At 53.9% G+C, this 16,146-nt stretch carries 13 protein-coding genes; 6 read left to right on the forward strand and 7 right to left on the reverse strand.

The features are described 5' to 3' along the window. Positions 1-6: 6 nt before the first annotated feature. The 4 genes from IGQ15_RS07255 to IGQ15_RS07270 all read right to left on the reverse strand — a co-directional run bounded on the left by IGQ15_RS07255 (position 7) and on the right by IGQ15_RS07270 (position 4,444). Positions 7-2,634 carry an FHA domain-containing protein gene (locus tag IGQ15_RS07255; RefSeq protein ID WP_297050255.1) on the reverse strand — a complete coding sequence of 876 codons (2,628 nt, stop codon included), beginning with the start codon at positions 2,632-2,634 and terminating at the stop codon, positions 7-9. Between the two features lie 69 nt (positions 2,635-2,703). Continuing rightward, entirely contained in the window at positions 2,704-3,333 is a 630-nt protein-coding gene (locus tag IGQ15_RS07260; RefSeq protein ID WP_297050258.1) for a response regulator transcription factor, read from the reverse strand. Positions 3,334-3,351: 18 nt separating this feature from the next. Continuing rightward, positions 3,352-3,699, reverse strand: a complete 348-nt coding sequence (locus IGQ15_RS07265) for a YbaB/EbfC family nucleoid-associated protein (RefSeq protein WP_297050259.1) — start codon at positions 3,697-3,699, stop codon at positions 3,352-3,354. A gap of 61 nt (positions 3,700-3,760) precedes the next feature. Further along, positions 3,761-4,444 carry a lipid-binding SYLF domain-containing protein gene (locus IGQ15_RS07270; RefSeq protein ID WP_297050261.1) on the reverse strand — a complete coding sequence of 228 codons (684 nt, stop codon included), beginning with the start codon at positions 4,442-4,444 and terminating at the stop codon, positions 3,761-3,763. 393 nt (positions 4,445-4,837) lie between these two features. Here IGQ15_RS07270 and IGQ15_RS07275 point away from each other — a divergent pair, with 393 nt between their 5' ends. The 5 genes from IGQ15_RS07275 to IGQ15_RS07295 all read left to right on the forward strand — a co-directional run bounded on the left by IGQ15_RS07275 (position 4,838) and on the right by IGQ15_RS07295 (position 11,977). Further along, entirely contained in the window at positions 4,838-6,799 is a 1,962-nt protein-coding gene (locus IGQ15_RS07275) for an NAD(P)H-quinone oxidoreductase subunit 5 (protein ID WP_297050263.1), read from the forward strand. 49 nt (positions 6,800-6,848) lie between these two features. Further along, positions 6,849-8,432, forward strand: a complete 1,584-nt coding sequence (ndhD1, locus tag IGQ15_RS07280) for a photosynthetic/respiratory NAD(P)H-quinone oxidoreductase subunit D1 (protein WP_297050265.1) — start codon at positions 6,849-6,851, stop codon at positions 8,430-8,432. Further along, positions 8,429-9,250, forward strand: coding sequence for an alpha/beta hydrolase (locus tag IGQ15_RS07285; RefSeq protein WP_297050267.1), 822 nt, complete (start codon positions 8,429-8,431; stop codon positions 9,248-9,250). The genes ndhD1 and IGQ15_RS07285 overlap by 4 nt, the downstream gene beginning before the upstream one ends. 91 nt (positions 9,251-9,341) lie before the next feature. Then, a complete protein-coding gene (locus IGQ15_RS07290; RefSeq protein ID WP_297050270.1) occupies positions 9,342-10,931 on the forward strand; it encodes a glucose-6-phosphate isomerase in 1,590 nt (529 codons plus the stop codon). Beyond that, entirely contained in the window at positions 10,919-11,977 is a 1,059-nt protein-coding gene (locus IGQ15_RS07295) for an extracellular solute-binding protein (protein ID WP_297050273.1), read from the forward strand. The genes IGQ15_RS07290 and IGQ15_RS07295 overlap by 13 nt, the downstream gene beginning before the upstream one ends. Here the strand turns inward: IGQ15_RS07295 and IGQ15_RS07300 are convergent. Continuing rightward, a complete protein-coding gene (locus IGQ15_RS07300; RefSeq protein WP_297050275.1) occupies positions 11,974-13,254 on the reverse strand; it encodes a CCA tRNA nucleotidyltransferase in 1,281 nt (426 codons plus the stop codon). The two genes, IGQ15_RS07295 and IGQ15_RS07300, sit on opposite strands and share 4 nt — an antisense overlap. After that, complete coding sequence (locus IGQ15_RS07305) at positions 13,254-14,552, reverse strand: pentapeptide repeat-containing protein (RefSeq protein ID WP_297050278.1); 1,299 nt, start codon at positions 14,550-14,552, stop codon at positions 13,254-13,256. Before IGQ15_RS07305 ends, IGQ15_RS07300 begins: the two co-directional genes overlap by 1 nt. Before the next feature lie 93 nt (positions 14,553-14,645). On the opposite strand from IGQ15_RS07305, the gene IGQ15_RS07310 reads away from it, so the two are divergent. Beyond that, on the forward strand, positions 14,646-14,918 hold the full coding sequence (locus IGQ15_RS07310; protein ID WP_297050280.1) for a YciI family protein: 273 nt from the start codon (positions 14,646-14,648) through the stop codon (positions 14,916-14,918). Here the strand turns inward: IGQ15_RS07310 and IGQ15_RS07315 are convergent. Beyond that, positions 14,915-16,120, reverse strand: a complete 1,206-nt coding sequence (locus IGQ15_RS07315) for an argininosuccinate synthase (protein WP_297050282.1) — start codon at positions 16,118-16,120, stop codon at positions 14,915-14,917. The genes IGQ15_RS07310 and IGQ15_RS07315 overlap by 4 nt on opposite strands. Positions 16,121-16,146: the final 26 nt, after the last annotated feature.

Genomic DNA, 16,146 nt, shown 5'->3' on the forward strand with positions numbered 1-16,146 from the left:
ACGCCCCTAGTGGAGGGTGTCGAAGTAGATTTGAATGCCGACAATCATGGCAAACATAAGGACAATAAACAAGCTGATGATCAGCCAGTGCCCCGGTACATTCACGTCAAAGATCTCACCATAAATACCGTAAAGGCGATCAATAATGCCCTCCGCTTGGCCAATGGCTTTTTCTCGCTTCAGCATCCAATTAGAATACTGGTCCTGCCAAATCTTCAGATCATCCTTGTAGTTGGCCATCTCCTCTTGGAAGGTAGCAAAGGCCGCTGGAGTGGTTGGCGTCGCTGGTTCCGTGGGCTTTTGCGGTTCTGCCTCACCCAAGGCTGGAGTGTAGTAGCCACGAACCCCCGGGAAGTAGCAGGTCTTAAAGAGTTGGGCAGCCGTGCAACGACAGCTTTCGGGGGGATGGGTTTCATTGGGTTTTGTCCAGCAGGGATCCAAAGCCACATCTTTGCCCACTTTTGTAATCGTGACAAAGGCTTCAAAGGGCCACTTGGTCAAGGTAAAGACATTCATGACTTGGCCAATGGGATTCATCTGGGAGGGGGCAATAATCCCGCCCCCAAATGTGACTTGGGGAATAATAAAGAGAATTAACAACAGAGGGGCGATCGCTGTATTTGGTGACAGTGCTGAGACCAACAGCCCCATCATCATGCCACTGAAGGAGGCCAAAAACATCGTCAGCCATAACTGTAATTGGGTGAGGCTGTCGCCAGGAAAATCGATAGCAATGTTTTTGAATAGGAGAAAGGCCGAGGCCTGATAAAGGGCTAACAGCAACGCAACCGTTGTTTTAGAGAAGACATAGGCACCAATTTTCAGCCCTACGAGATGCTCGCGGCGGTAAATCTCTCGCTCCTTGGCGATTTCACGCATCGTAGTTAAATTACCCACCATCACCGCCACCAAGGCTGTGGCAAAGAGCATCGTAATCGCTGAGGCGGCATCCCCTTTACGAATATCAAAGAGATGGCGATCCCAAACAATTAAGTCCAGTAAACCAATAAAGAAAGGGATCGAGAAATTCAAAATTAAGCTGACGCGATCGCGCCGCAAAACTGCCGCTTCCCGTTGTAGCAAGATCAGGTACTGCCGTAAGCCTGAGACGGGGTGGTACTGGGGAATTTTGCTAGCACGTCTACCTTGGCTATCTGGGGTACGTCCCTGATCTACGTGGCAGACCACCGACTTCTGGCGATCCAGAACGTAGGTTTTGTACTGCTTCGACTGCAAATATAACTGCTGCCATTCCTCAGGGCTGCGCTCGCGCTCAACCAAGGGATAAATGTCATTAAAGGACTTGACACCAAAGTAGTCAGGAGCTTCGTCGGGGGGGCCAAAATAGGCAATGCGACCGCCAGCAGCAAGAAACAAGACCAAATTACATAGCTTGATATTTTCTGTGACGTGGGTAATCAGCACGACAGTGCAGCCACCATTGGCTAAGCGCCGCAATAGGGTCATGACATCTGCCTCGGTACCCGGATCCAGACCTGAAGTGGCCTCATCGAGAAAGAACAAACTGGGTTTGGTAATTAACTCAACACCAATGGAGACCCGTTTTAGTTGGCCACCACTGAGATTTTTGATTGGCACATCCCGCCGTTGGCTCAACCCCAAAATCTGCATCACCTCTTCCACACGGCTGTGGCGTTCAGTAGGTGTAATATCAGCCGGCATCCGCAATTGGGCAGCAAAGTCGAGGGCTTCCTCAACAGTGAGTTCCTTGTGGACGATGTCTTCCTGAGGCACATAGGCAAACTGAGAGCGGTAGGCATCAAAGTTGTGGTAGAGATCGTTGCCATTCACCAGAACCGTGCCACTGGAGGCGGGGTTAAATCCCGTCAGCGCCCGCAATAGGGTGGATTTGCCACACCCACTGACGCCAGCAACGACCACAAATTCACGGGGCAAAATGGATAGGGAGACATCGTGGAGGAGCTTTTTATTCCCTTTGACGACTTTCTCTAGGCCAAAGGCATCAAGGCAGATACTGCCCGTTTCATTATCAACGGTGATCGTTTCGTCAACATTGATTTGCAGGAGATAGGGGCCGATGCGAATTTTGTCGCCAATTCTTAGGGCATGGGGTTTGGTGAGGCGCTTGCCGTTGCAAAAGACACCATTGGAGGAGTTGAGATCTGTAATGACAATAGAGGTGCCTTGACGTTCAATCTTGGCATGGTGGCGCGAGATTTGGGGGTGATCAATTTGAATGTCATTGTCATCACCTCGACCAATCCGCAGAACCGTCTTGCCTTGAAAGCTAATTGCTTTTTGCAGAAACTGAGCTTGGCCTTCATAGAAGGTGATCTTGACGTTGGCACCGATGTAGAAGGTATCCCTGTCCTTGAGGTCTTTTTCCTTGAGGGGGCGATCGCCATAGACCAGACCGAGCTTACTGTCCAAGTCACGGATGCGATAGCCGGTGTCGGTCTTAACAATTTCAAAATGATGCCGCGAAATGGTTGGATAGGAAACCACAATCTCGTTGTGGGGCGATCGCCCTACCCGTACCCTCGGTTGCAGGAGCGGAAACTCCTCCACAGAAGCAGGCGTACTAATTTGCAGAAAGGGAGATGATTCTTGATCGGAGGCTAAAACCGTTGCCTCATTACTATGGGATGCCATGGGACACAGGCTTTACAGACCGACGGTTCCCCTTCACGATAGCAAGTGCCCTTCAGTCTTGTGGAAGGCCTAGACTAAACCGTTACGAACTGCAACAACCGCCGCCTGCACCCGGTCATCCACCGCCAACTTGTTCAAAATACCGCGCACATGGGTCTTGATGGTGTTTGGGCTTAAAAATAGCTTACTGGCAATTTCAGGATTACTGTAACCTTCCACCATCAGCTTCAGGACATCCAGTTCCCGCTGCGAAAGATGATAGTCCATTGTCGGTTGGGGCGGATGCAGGTGCTGGATCACATGGCGAGCAATCTGGGGATCAAGGTAGGTGGCTCCCTCTTGGGCAGCAGCGATCGCCCTTAGTAATCGCTCAACGGTTTGCCCCTTGATACAGTAGGCATCGGCACCACTAGAAAGGGCGGCAATAGCCTCAACGGTCGATTGGTGGGAGGTGAGCATCACCACATGAATGTCAGGAAATTCTCGCTTCAGCCGTTGGGTGGCGGCAATCCCGTCTAACCCTGGTAGGCCAATGTCCATAATGACCACTTGCGGCTGCAACTGCCGTGTCATATCAATGGCGCCATAGCCATCTTCGGCATAACCCACCACAGCAAACTGCTCCCCTAGGGCTTGTCCTAGCCCCAGTTGCATCATTGGATCATCTTCCACAATCAGGAGCCGCAGCTTGGGTGCCATGGTGGGCAAGGGAGTGCATCAACCAAGACCCGGAACGTTCAAGCCACTCGTTAACTCTTCCATCCGTTCCCGCATGGTGGCGGTGGATTTTTGGTAGGCATCGCGCATGGCAACTGTCACCAAATCAGAGAGCACTTCAGCCCCTTCACTCAGGAGATCTGGGCTGATTTCGACGCGGCGGGGTTCTTGGGTACCACTCATAATCACTTTGACGGCACCCCCCGCTGCTTGACCCTCAATATCCATTTTTTCGAGGTCTTCTTGCAGCTTCTTGGCGCCTTCTTGAACTTGCTGCGCTTTTTGAATGGCTGCGGCCAGCTCCTTCATTTTGCCAAGACCGAAGCCAAAACCCTGTCCCTGTGCCATAGTGTTCCTTCTATAGAGTGCGGACTATTGACTGCTATCTTATCACTGTCTTGAGAAGGGATTAGCGAGCTGCACGGGTAAGGGCATTGTAGAGACCATTGAGGACGGGAGGGGAAGGGAGGGGGGGCGAGTTCTCGAAAATTTGCATTGGCGTCAGGTTAGGCCGTCCATAGAAGCGGGTACTGGCACTACGGTCAAAACCAATATTGGCGCCCTCAAGGGCAACACCGGCAAAAAGACCTGCACTGCGCGTGTAGGAAAAGACCTGGGGACTCGGGTCTGTAGGACTGACAACTTCGCCACCCACAGGGCCTGCAGCAACAGAGACATTGCCCCCCAAGCGAAACGACTGCGCCAAGCTGCGCATGACTACCGATTTGTCCATGAAGGCCAGCACCACATCCGTGGATTGGGCACCAATTTGCAGACCAAAGCTGCCGCCGGTCATTGTGATAAAGGCGGGCTTACTCCATTCGTTATTTTCATTGCGCACAAGGAGAATGCCAGCACCCCGCCGGCCGCCGACGATAAAACCGGCTTGAACCACATTGGGAATAATGGCAATGCCTTGGGCACGCTGAACAATCCTCGGCGGAATGCGATTGTTGTTGTTAAATGTAAACTCGCCGAGGACGGATGTGGCGTTTTCGACCCGCTGCACCATGCGCGAATCAGGGGCATTTTGGGCAAGGGTGGTATGGGAGATGAAAACCAAGGCGATCGCTCCCCCAATGACAGACCCCACTCGGTATAAGCGTCCTATAACAAAATGCAATTCCATCGCGATCTCCCTCATCGGTACATCATCGGTGCATCAATGTGTTGTTAGACGGGTAGCGCTTTTTGACTTGTTCCATCACTACAGCTCGTTTCGCAAGGCTGCAGGACACACAATGCTGTAAAAGCCACCGTAGGAGATTCTTTTACGTGTACCCCCTGTTTCAGAAAAAGGTGGTGACGGTGCCTTTTGAGGACGGCAAAGCTAAAGAAAATCCGTTTTTTTATTTTCTATAACTGGTACCCCTCGTCGCTTGCTAAAAGGGATATGGCAAAATGTAGAGGGTTTTGCCTACACTAGCGATTCATACCTATTGGGTTTTCTAGGCAGGCAGCTCTCATGGAAAGTTAGGTGGCACGCATGGAACCCCTGTATCAATACGCTTGGCTGATTCCCGTTTTACCCCTTTTGGGAGCGCTGATTGTGGGCTTTGGCTTGATTGCCTTTTCAGAGACCACCTCGAAACTGCGGCGACCCAGTGCCATTTTCATCATGGCGTTGATGGCGATCGCCATGGGGCATTCTCTGAGCCTCTTCTGGAGTCAAGTCCAAGGCCACGCCCCCTATACGCAAATGATTGAATGGGCAGCGGCGGGCAATCTCCACATTGCTATGGGATACGTGATTGACCCCTTAGCGGCATTGATGTTGGTCATCGTCACAACGGTGGCCTTTTTAGTCATGCTCTACAGCGATGGCTACATGGCTCATGATGCGGGCTATGTTCGCTTTTTTGCCTATCTGAGCCTGTTTGGCTCCTCAATGTTGGGGTTGGTCGTCAGTCCCAACTTGGTGCAGGTCTATATCTTTTGGGAATTGGTGGGCATGTGCTCCTACCTGCTGATTGGCTTTTGGTATGACCGGAAAAGCGCGGCGGAAGCAGCACAAAAAGCATTTGTCACCAACCGTGTCGGTGATTTTGGCCTTTTGTTGGGCATGGTGGGGCTATTTTGGGCAACAGGTACCTTTGACTTTGGCGGCATGGGCGATCGCTTGACGGAGTTGGTGAATACGGGGCTGTTGTCCCCCAGCCTTGCGGCCATTCTGGCCATCTTGGTCTTTCTCGGTCCTGTGGCCAAATCTGCCCAGTTTCCCCTGCATGTGTGGCTACCGGATGCGATGGAGGGTCCGACCCCCATTTCTGCTCTGATTCACGCAGCAACCATGGTGGCAGCCGGGGTTTTCCTGATTGCGCGGATGTTCCCTGTGTTTGAGCAATTGCCCCAAGTCATGACGATCATTGCTTGGACGGGGGCTTTTACGGCATTTATGGGGGCCACCATTGCCATCACCCAAAACGACATCAAAAAGAGCTTGGCCTATTCAACCATTTCCCAACTGGGCTATATGGTCATGGGGATGGGTGTGGGTGCCTACAGTGCTGGTCTTTTTCACCTGATGACCCATGCCTACTTCAAAGCGATGCTCTTTCTTGGATCGGGGTCAGTGATTCACGGCATGGAAGGGGTGGTGGGCCATAACCCTGACTTGGCTCAAGATATGCGCTACATGGGGGGTCTGCGCAAGTATATGCCCATAACAGGGGCAACCTTTCTAGTGGGGTGCTTGGCCATTTCTGGCGTGCCTCCCTTTGCTGGCTTTTGGTCAAAGGATGAAATTTTAGGCGCGGTTTTTCATGCCAACCCGGCCATGTGGCTGCTGACGTGGCTCACGGCTGGCTTAACCGCTTTTTATATGTTCCGCATGTACTTCATGACCTTTGAGGGCAAGTTCCGTAATGTGCCCCCAGAGCTACGGGAGCACCATGATCACCATGCTGCTGAACCCCATGAATCCCCTTGGACAATGACGCTACCCTTGGTGGTGCTCGCGATTCCCTCGACGTTGATGGGTTTTGTGGGTACCCCCTTCAACAATCTCTTTGAGGCCTTTATCCATGCTCCTGGTGAGGAAATGGTGGCGGAGCACGCGGTGGATTTGACAGAGTTTCTTATCCTTGGCGGTAGCTCTGTGGGCATTGGCCTGCTTGGCATTACTGTGGCCTCCCTGATGTATCTCAAGGGCACTCCCAGTCCGCAGGCGATCGCCAAAGCCATTCAACCGCTGTACCAGTTCTCGCTGCATAAGTGGTACTTTGATGAACTCTATGAAGCGGTCTTCATCAAGGGCTGTCGTCGCTTGGCGCGTCAGGTCTTGGAAGTGGACTACAACGTAGTGGACGGGGTGGTCAACCTCACGGGCTTTGTGACGATGGTCACCGGTGAAGGGCTGAAATACTTCCAAAATGGCCGTGCCCAGTTCTACGCCCTAATTGTGCTGCTGGCGGTGTTGGGATTTGTCATCTTCTCAGTGCAAGCCTAACCCCGGTCATGGTTCTTTCCCAACTGCTGGAGGAGTAAACACGACTGCCATGAGTACGTTTCCTTGGCTGACAACAATTATCCTGTTCCCGATGGTGGCTTCCTTGGCGATTCCCTTCATTCCAGATCCCACGGGCAAGGGACGCCCAATCCGCTGGTATGCCCTGACGGTGGGGTTGATTGACTTTGCCTTGATGGTCTATGCCTTCACGAATTTCTATGACCTGAACACCCCTGGCATGCAACTGTGGGAAAGCCATGACTGGATTCCCGAAATTGGTCTGCGCTGGTCAGTGGGGGCAGATGGCCTCTCGATGCCGCTGATCTTACTCACGGGCTTTATTACTACGCTGGCGATTTTGGCGGCTTGGCCAGTAACCCTGAAGCCGCGACTGTTTTATTTCTTAATGCTGGCGATGTACGGTGGTCAGATTGCCGTTTTTGCCGTGCAGGATATGCTGGTCTTTTTCCTGGCGTGGGAACTGGAACTGATTCCGGTGTACCTGCTTTTGGCAATTTGGGGCGGCCCCAAGCGTCAATACGCGGCAACAAAGTTTATTCTCTACACAGCTGGTAGCTCCCTCTTTATTTTGGTGGCGGGCTTGGCCATGGCCTTCTATGGCGACACGATTAGCTTTGATATGCAGACCTTGGCGGCCAAGGACTATGCCATTGGTTTTCAACTGCTGGTTTATGCGGGCTTTTTGGTGGCCTATGGCGTCAAACTGCCGATTGTCCCCCTGCACACGTGGTTGCCGGATGCCCACGGTGAAGCAACAGCGCCGGTGCACATGCTGCTGGCGGGGATTCTCCTGAAGATGGGTGGCTATGCCCTGATTCGCATGAATGTCGATATGCTGCCGGCAGCCCATGCCAAGTTTGCCCCTGTTCTAGTGATTTTGGGGGTGGTCAACATCATCTATGCGGCGCTGACCTCCTATGCGCAGCGCAATCTCAAGCGCAAAATTGCCTACTCCTCGATTTCCCATATGGGCTTTGTGCTGATTGGGATTGCTTCGTTTACCAATTTGGGCATGAGTGGGGCCGTGCTGCAAATGGTCTCCCACGGCTTGATTGGGGCGAGTCTCTTTTTCTTGGTGGGAGCCACCTATGACCGTACCCACACGCTCATCCTTGAGGAAATGGGCGGTGTTGGCCAGAAAATGAAGAAGATCTTTGCCATGTTTACAGCCTGCTCCTTGGCCTCCCTTGCTTTGCCGGGGATGAGTGGCTTTGTGGCTGAACTGATGGTCTTTATTGGCTTTGCTACTAGCGATGCCTATTCTTTGCCCTTCCGGGTGATTGTGGTCTTTTTGGCGGCAGTAGGGGTGATCTTGACACCGATTTACCTGCTCTCGATGCTGCGGGAAATTTTCTACGGCCCTGAAAACAAGGAACTGGTCGAGCATGAAGCCCTTGTCGATGCCGAACCCCGTGAGGTGTTTATCATTGCCTGCCTGTTGGTACCGATTATTGGTATTGGCCTCTATCCCAAGCTCTTGACGCAAATTTACGATGCAACCACAGGTCAGGTGATTGCTCGGGTGCGGGAAGTGGTACCGACACTGGCTCAGCAGGTGGATCAACCCTTAGGGACACTGGTGGCACCAAGTCTGAATTCTACGTCTAAATGAGTTGGCTGCAAGCTTGGGTACTGGGGGAGTGGAGTTGGCTGCGCTTGGGGCGATCGGCACTCCTCATTTACCTGATCGTTGCGGTCTATCTCTACTTTGGCGCCGATGCCCTCATCTTCCATCCCCCCCGTCCTACCTATTCTCTTTCTGAGGAGATCAGGCTGATTCCAGTGGGCCAGGGCGATCGCCTTGCGGTGCGGTATGTTGCCAATCCAGAGGCTCACTTTACGCTGCTGTTTAGTCACGGCAACGGTGAAGACCTCGGTATGGTGGAACCCTTCCTTGAGAGGCTGCGGCAGTGGGGGTTTTCTGTCCTTGCCTATGACTATCGTGGCTATGGCTTGAGTTCGGGTCGCCCCAGTGAGCGTCATGCCTACGCAGATGCTTTGGCGGCCTATACCCATCTCACAGAGGAACTGCGAGTCCCCCCAGAGCGGGTGATTCTCTATGGCCGTTCCCTTGGCGGTGGGGTGGCAACGGAACTGGCGACACAGGTTGCAATTGCGGGGTTGGTCTTAGAAAGTACCTTTACGTCCATCTTTCGGGTGGTGGTGCCTTTGCCACTGTTTCCCTTTGATCGCTTTATCAACCGAGATAAACTGCCGCAAGTCAGGGTGCCGCTGTTGATTCTCCACGGTACTGCCGACAGCATCGTGCCCTTTCGTCATGGCCAATACCTTTTTGCCATTGCCCGTGAGCCAAAATTTTCCCTCTGGGTCGAGGGTGCGGATCACAATGATTTTGTTGAGGTGGCGGGCGATCGCCTGCGGACGGCCTTAGAGGAATTTGCTACTTTTCTGAAGGCGCACTCTGCCTAGGGTGTTTGTTAAGGGAAAGCTGACGTTCCCAGTAAGGGACAGTTGTTGAGGTACGCTGAGATCTGAGATCGTAGCGCGAGAGTATTTTTTTATGGATGCTTTGGCTCTTTGGCAGCATTACCAAGATTGGTTGTACTACCACCCTGAGTTGGAGTTCTATGTGGATGTCAGTCGTATGGGATTGACCCCAGCGGTCGTGCAGCGCCTAGAGCCAGCCTTTGAGCGCGCTTTTGAGCAAATGAAGGAATTGGAAGCAGGGGCGATCGCCAACCCCGATGAAGGCCGTATGGTGGGGCACTACTGGCTACGGGATGCCGATTTAGCCCCAACTTCGGAATTACGCGCCGAAATTCGCGATGCCATTGCCCAGGTGAAGCAGTTTAGCCAGCAAGTCCACAGTGGCGCCATTGCCCCACCCCAAGGGGGTCGCTTTACGGATATTCTCTCCATTGGCATTGGGGGGTCTGCCCTTGGACCGCAGTTTGTGGCGGCTGCCCTTGCCCCCGTAAATCCGCCCCTGAACATTCATTTTTTGGATAATACTGACCCTGCGGGATTTGAGCGCGTCTTTGCGGAACTGGGCGATCGCCTGCGGACGACCTTAGTGATTGTCATTTCCAAATCGGGGGGGACACCGGAAACCCGCAATGGCATGCTAGAAGCCCAAGCCCGCTTCCAACGTGCCGGTCTTGCCTTTGCCGATTACGCCGTAGCCGTCACCATGCCGGGCAGTGGCCTTGCCCAAGTGGCGGAGTCAAACGGCTGGCTGGCCATTTTCCCGATGTTTGACTGGGTAGGGGGGCGCACCTCGGAACTGTCAACGGTGGGTCTATTGCCCGCTGCCCTGCAAGGGATTGACATTGATGCCCTCCTCACGGGAGCAAAATTGATGGATCAAGCAACCCGCGTACCGAAGATCCGCCAAAATCCCGCTGCCCTACTCGCCTTGGCTTGGCACCATGCAGGCAATGGTCGGGGTGAAAAAGATATGGTTGTCCTGCCTTACAAAGATAGTCTGCTACTGTTTAGCCGCTACTTGCAGCAGTTGGTGATGGAGTCCCTCGGCAAGGAAAAAGACCTCGACGGCAATATTGTCCACCAAGGGATTGCGGTCTATGGCAACAAGGGAACCACGGATCAGCACGCCTATGTGCAGCAGTTGCGGGATGGCCTCCCTAACTTCTTTGTCACGTTTATTGAAGTGCTGCGGGATGGTCAAGAACCGGCCATTGAGGTGGAGCCGGGGATTACTGCCGGGGATTACCTCAGTGGTTTGCTCCTTGGCACGCGCCAAGCCCTCTATGAAAAGGATCGCCCTTCCCTGACGGTGACAATTCCAGAGGTAACACCCAAAACGGTGGGTGCCCTGATTGCCCTCTACGAGCGAGCAGTGGGTCTCTATGGCTTCTTGGTGAATATCAATGCCTACCATCAGCCGGGGGTGGAAGCTGGCAAGAAAGCAGCAGCGGCGAATTTGGCGTTGCAACGGCAGATTGTCAAAGTTTTAGAACAAAGTGATGAACCTCTTGACTTGGGGGCGATCGCCAACGCTGTGAATGCGCCGGATCAACTGGAGCGGATTTACCTGATCCTGCGGCACCTTGTGGCTAACGAGCGCGGCATTGAGCAACTGGGGGATCCGGCACAGCCGAGTCAATTGCAGTTTCGGTGGCAACGCTAATGCAGCGGCGGCAGTTTTGTCAGGGGTTGTTTGCCCTGGGGGCGATTGCCCTCAGTGGGTGTCAAGCAAGTGCCAATGGCGGGCTAACGGTTCATCTGCTGCGCAAATCCTTACCGCCTCAACTGATTCAGCGATTTCGTCAACAGGCGGGTGTGGGCATTCGTCTGCGCCTTCAGGAAACGCCCCAAGCCTTAGCCCATACCCTTGCAGCAGGCAATCTAGGGTCAGCCGTCCTCAGTCTCGGGGATGCTTGGCTACCCGAGGCGGTGGCAAAAGGGCAGATCACCCCCATTCCTAAACAACTCATTCAAAATGGATTTGCCTGGGCTGAACCCTGGCAGCCTTTTGTGAAGTTCATCAGCAAAGAGGATGCCCTCTGGGGTCTTCCCTATCGCTGGGGAGCCACCGCCCTCATTTATCGCCGCGATTTCTTTGCTGACTTGGGTTGGGAACCCAAAGATTGGGATGCCCTATGGCACCCCGCAGTGCAGGGGCACTACAGCCTCTTGAATACGCCCCGCGAAGTGATTGGATTAACCCTGAAATCCCTGGGTCTGTCCTACAATGCCCCACCCACCCACCCGCAGTTACGGGAGCGATTGTCTCGGCTGCGCCAAGGTTGCCGTTTCTTTAGTTCCGATGCTTACCTGCAACCGCTGATGCTGGGGAGTACGCAGTTGGCAGTGGGTTGGTCAACGGATTTACTGCCGCTACTGAAGCGGGATCCGCAGACCTATGGAGCAGTCTTCCCCGGCAGTGGCACGGCGCTTTGGCTAGATTTGTGGGTCTGTGGCCAAGCTCCCGATCGCCCCACCTTGGATTGGTTAAACTACTGGTGGCAGCCAGAGGTGGCTGAGCAACTCAGTCAATTTAGTGATGCTCTCTCGCCCCGCGTGAGTCATCTAACGGGCACCCTCTTTCAGCGCTATATTCCCCTTGCTGACCCCAACGCCTTTAGCAAAAGTGAGGTATTGCTCCCCCTTGATGCTGCAACCCAAAAGACCTATGACACCCTTTGGCAAGAGATTTTTCTGACCAATTCCTAACTATGTCTTGGTTCAGTTGCACTCTTGAGGAGTTGTGCCACATAGGCGAGGGCTTGGGGGCGATCGCTAATTTCTCCCCGCGCTTGGGCTGCTTCCACAGCTCGCAACAATTCACCCACCCGCGGCCCCGGCGAGACCTGAAACGCTTCTACCAAATCGGCACCCCGCACCAATTGGGGGGGATGGGCAAGGGCATCCTTGGGGTCTAACCACCCTTTGACCAAGGGGACTAGATGCTCTTTGGGGATGCCACGACTAAGGGCAAGGGCAACGAAGGCTGGAAAATAGCTACCCGCTGCGCGGAATAGATAAAAGGCTTGCTCACGGTGCAGGGGCTGTTCTAGGGGGACTAGCCAGTGGTTGAGCAGTCGGCACAGGACTTGGACAATGCGAATTTCATCGGTGGTGTAGGTGAGGGCAGTCAGTTCCTCGGCCGCTAGGCGATCGCTGGCATTCACGAGGCAGGTGAGCTTGGCCAAAGCCGCTAGGGTTCGCCGTTGGGGTTCGCCAGGGGCAGTTGTTGCGGCAATGGATTTCGTTAGCGCCGGCCAAAGGGCAGGGAAGGGGAAATTCGCTAGGGTGGATTCAAGGGCATGGTAGTGGGTAATCCGCTCCTCAGTTACTGACGGTAGCCACACCGCCAACACCCCATCACGAAAGGCGAGGGTCACTTGAGCCGCACCCTCAACAGCACTGAGGAGATAGCTGAGTTCCACCCGTACCCGTTCTGCTGCCACTCGCCGCAGTTGGGGGGCAAGGGTTTGGATCACCTGCCGCGTTTCGGGCGTAATCGTAAATTGCAGTTGGGCAGCTTGGCGATAGGCGCGTAGGAGTCGCAGCGGATCAGCAGCGAGATTTTCTGGTGCTACATAGTGAATTTGGCGGCGTTGCAAATCCAAAAGGCCAGCGAGGGGATCGACAATGTGGTGGTGGTGAATGTCGTAGGCAATGGCGTTGAGGCGAAAATCGCGATCGCTCAAATCAGTTAAGAGCGTCTCCCCATGGCGCCGGGCAATATCCACGGTGGTGTTGGCAAAAACCAAGCGGGCAATTTGCCGCTGCCGATCCAAAACCACCAAACCAGCCTTGTACTTATCCGCCAGTTTTTGGCTCAGGGCAATGGCATCCACCGGCACAATAAAATCCAAATCGGGGTACAACGTTGTCCGGCCGAGGAGCGCATCCCGTACTGCTCCGCCCACGAGGTAGGTATCGGCAGGTAAATCACTGACGGCGATCGGCCAGCGACTAAAATCAAAGGGCTGAACAACGACCATTAGAGCTGGTTCAGATCGATCGCCTGACCACCGATGGTGACCGTCAAATTTTCCCCCCGCACACAGACGGGGCCCGCCGCCGTTTGAATCGTCAAGCAGTTATTTTGAAATTTCAGCAGGCCGTTCCAGAGCGGTGCTGTGGGGGTGGGTGAGCCAGACTGGACACTTTCTAGCCAAATCAGCGACGCATCAGCAGGATAGTGGCGATCGCCCGCATCGGTTTTAATAATCACGCCGCCACTGGCCGAGGGTGAAAAACCAATATCGCGAATGGGCTGCCAACTCTTGCCCACCAACAGTTGTAGCTGTGCTGGCTCCTGCCCTGTAGCCGTGGACTTCAAGAGTAACCACCACGTTTTCCAGAGTTGCCGTGCGGTTCCCAAACGAACTTCACTGCTGGGGGGCGTGGGTACCTGCTCGTACTGCCATGCAGGCACGGGGTCACTAATGTATTGCGTTGGCCAGAAGGAATGGGCTTGGAGCACACTGGCCATCAGATCTGCAAAGGGAGCCTCCACAAAAAGGGTGACTTTTTCATCGGCCACACTGGACCCCTCAACCACCGCCACCACCGTTTCAGTGATCGTTCGCAATTGATAGCAGTGATTGCCAAGAGCCACCACCTTCAAGTCAGCACTTTGATAGGTACTGGGCAACGGCTCCTGTTGCAGGATCAACATTTGGATCACCTGCTCATTTGTCCACTCAATCACAGTGGTTTCGTTAGCGGTTGCCATTGGCTCAGCAATTGCCGGCGTAGTGGGCAACGGTACCTCTTCAATGTCCCCTTCATCAAAGACCACTTCACCATTGGGGAGTGTAGCACCCGAGAGCTTGGCTTCCTCTAAGTCTTGACGGCGGGCGATCGCCCCGGTCAGATCCGCCTCTGAGAGATCTGCCCCCACGACATTCGTTTCCTTAAGGTTACTGTCGTGAAGAACCGCCCCCTTAAGAATTGCCCCACTGAGCACTGCCCGCTGCAAATTGGCTCGCGATAGGTAGGCACCCACCAAAATCGCCCCACTGAGCATCGCCTCCTGCAAATCCGCATCGGTGAGGTTGGCACCACTCAAATCCGCACCAATCAGATTGGCTCCTCGCAGATTGGCATTGGCAAGGTTCGCTTTGATCAGATCCGCCCCACTCCAATTGATACCTTGTAGATTGGCTCCCGCCAGATCAATATGGCTGAGTTGCACCAAGGGAAACACACTGCCCGCCAAATTGACACCACGAAAATTCCGCACCCCACGGGCAAATTCACTTAACAACGTTTCAAGGGTAATGGCTTTGCTCATAGCCGCTCACAATCAGGGCAAAACAGAGTCACGCAGGCACACTGCTTATAGCTATTCTAGGTCTTGATTCAAATCCACAGGAGCCAGTCACCGATGCCATGGTTTGTCAAAATCGAACGCGGCATTGTGGATAAAGCCACATTTGATCAACACGTTGCTGCCCATCGCGCCTATGTGCGCTCCCTCATTGCTGCCGGGCATCAAGCCCGCACGGGATACTGGGCTGAGCGAGGGGGTGGCATGCTGTTGTTTCAGGCCGATTCCCGCAAGGCGGCTGAGGAAATTGTTGCCCGCGATCCCCTCGTCCAACACCAGTGTGTGCAGTACGAACTCCACGAGTGGTGTATTGTCGAAGCACCCGATTAGCCTTGGCGCAGTTTTTCTGCCCAGACACGGGTGGGTAGCCCCCACACGTAGATAAAGCCCTCGGCTGCCTTGTGATCAAATTGATCCTCAGCGCCATAGGTAGCCAAGTCGGGGGTGTAGAGGGAGTAGGGAGATTGCCGCCCCACCACCCGTGCGGTTCCCTTAAAGAGCTTGACGCGCACGGTACCCGTCACCCGCTTCTGGGTCTGTTGAATAAAAGCATCAAGGGCTTCCTTGAGGGGGCTGTACCAGAGGCCGTTGTAGAGGAGGCGGCTGTAGGTCTCCTCAATCCCCCGCTTGTACTGCGTCACATCGGCAGTCAGGGTTAAACTTTCCAAATCGCGGTGAGCGTCAATGAGTACTAATAAGGCAGGGGCTTCGTAAATTTCGCGGGATTTAATGCCGACAAGGCGATTTTCAATCATGTCAATGCGACCAAAGCCGTGGCGACCCACCCGCTCATTGAGTTCACTTACCAGCGTTACGGGATCGAGGGAGCGGCCATCGAGGCTAACGGGAATCCCTGCTTCAAAGCCAATATCCACATACTCCGGAGAGTTGGGGGTATTTTCAATGGCTTGGGTCATCAAATAAATTTCCTCGAGGGGTTCAGTCCACGGATCCTCAAGGGGGCCTGCTTCAATACTGCGTCCCAAAAGATTGCGGTCAATGCTGTAAGGGGAAGATTTTTTCACCGGAGCGGGAATGCCAAAGCGTTCGCCGTAGGCAATGGTTTCTTCACGGCTCATGCCCCATTCGCGAGCGGGTGCCAAGACCTTGAGGTTGGGATTCAGAGCGGCGATCGCCACATCAAAGCGGACTTGATCATTGCCTTTCCCTGTACAGCCGTGGGCAACGGCATCGGCACCATACTCAGCAGCCGCATCCACCAAGAGCTTGGCAATCAAGGGGCGAGCAAGGGCCGTCGAGAGGGGATAGCGATTTTCGTAGAGAGCGTTGGCCTGAATGGCTGGAAAGGCATAGTTGCGGATGAACTCAGCTTTGGCATCGGCCACCAAGGAGGCACTGGCACCAGAATCAAGGGCTTTTTGGCGAATCGGCTCCAGTTCATCCCCCTGTCCTAAATCAGCGGCGAGGGTAATCACTTCCTTCACTCCCCACTCGTGCTTGAGATAGGGAATACACACAGAGGTATCCACTCCCCCCGAATAGGCCAAAATAACTTTTTCTGCACGCCCCATGACTTTTTTCCTGAAATAAACGCGAT

The organism is Thermosynechococcus sp. M98_K2018_005 (assembly GCF_015295825.1).
GTDB lineage: Bacteria > Cyanobacteriota > Cyanobacteriia > Thermosynechococcales > Thermosynechococcaceae > Thermosynechococcus.

What these genes read in the sequence shown, in the direction of transcription:
- IGQ15_RS07255 (WP_297050255.1), bottom strand. Translation starts at nt 2,634, where the DNA reads ATGGCATCCCATAGTAATGAGGCAACGGTTTTAGCCTCCGATCAAGAA.
- IGQ15_RS07260 (WP_297050258.1), bottom strand. Translation starts at nt 3,333, where the DNA reads ATGGCACCCAAGCTGCGGCTCCTGATTGTGGAAGATGATCCAATGATG.
- IGQ15_RS07265 (WP_297050259.1), bottom strand. Translation starts at nt 3,699, where the DNA reads ATGGCACAGGGACAGGGTTTTGGCTTCGGTCTTGGCAAAATGAAGGAG.
- IGQ15_RS07275 (WP_297050263.1), top strand. Translation starts at nt 4,838, where the DNA reads ATGGAACCCCTGTATCAATACGCTTGGCTGATTCCCGTTTTACCCCTT.
- ndhD1 (WP_297050265.1), top strand. Translation starts at nt 6,849, where the DNA reads ATGAGTACGTTTCCTTGGCTGACAACAATTATCCTGTTCCCGATGGTG.
- IGQ15_RS07285 (WP_297050267.1), top strand. Translation starts at nt 8,429, where the DNA reads ATGAGTTGGCTGCAAGCTTGGGTACTGGGGGAGTGGAGTTGGCTGCGC.
- IGQ15_RS07290 (WP_297050270.1), top strand. Translation starts at nt 9,342, where the DNA reads ATGGATGCTTTGGCTCTTTGGCAGCATTACCAAGATTGGTTGTACTAC.
- IGQ15_RS07300 (WP_297050275.1), bottom strand. Translation starts at nt 13,254, where the DNA reads ATGGTCGTTGTTCAGCCCTTTGATTTTAGTCGCTGGCCGATCGCCGTC.
- IGQ15_RS07305 (WP_297050278.1), bottom strand. Translation starts at nt 14,552, where the DNA reads ATGAGCAAAGCCATTACCCTTGAAACGTTGTTAAGTGAATTTGCCCGT.
- IGQ15_RS07310 (WP_297050280.1), top strand. Translation starts at nt 14,646, where the DNA reads ATGCCATGGTTTGTCAAAATCGAACGCGGCATTGTGGATAAAGCCACA.
- IGQ15_RS07315 (WP_297050282.1), bottom strand. Translation starts at nt 16,120, where the DNA reads ATGGGGCGTGCAGAAAAAGTTATTTTGGCCTATTCGGGGGGAGTGGAT.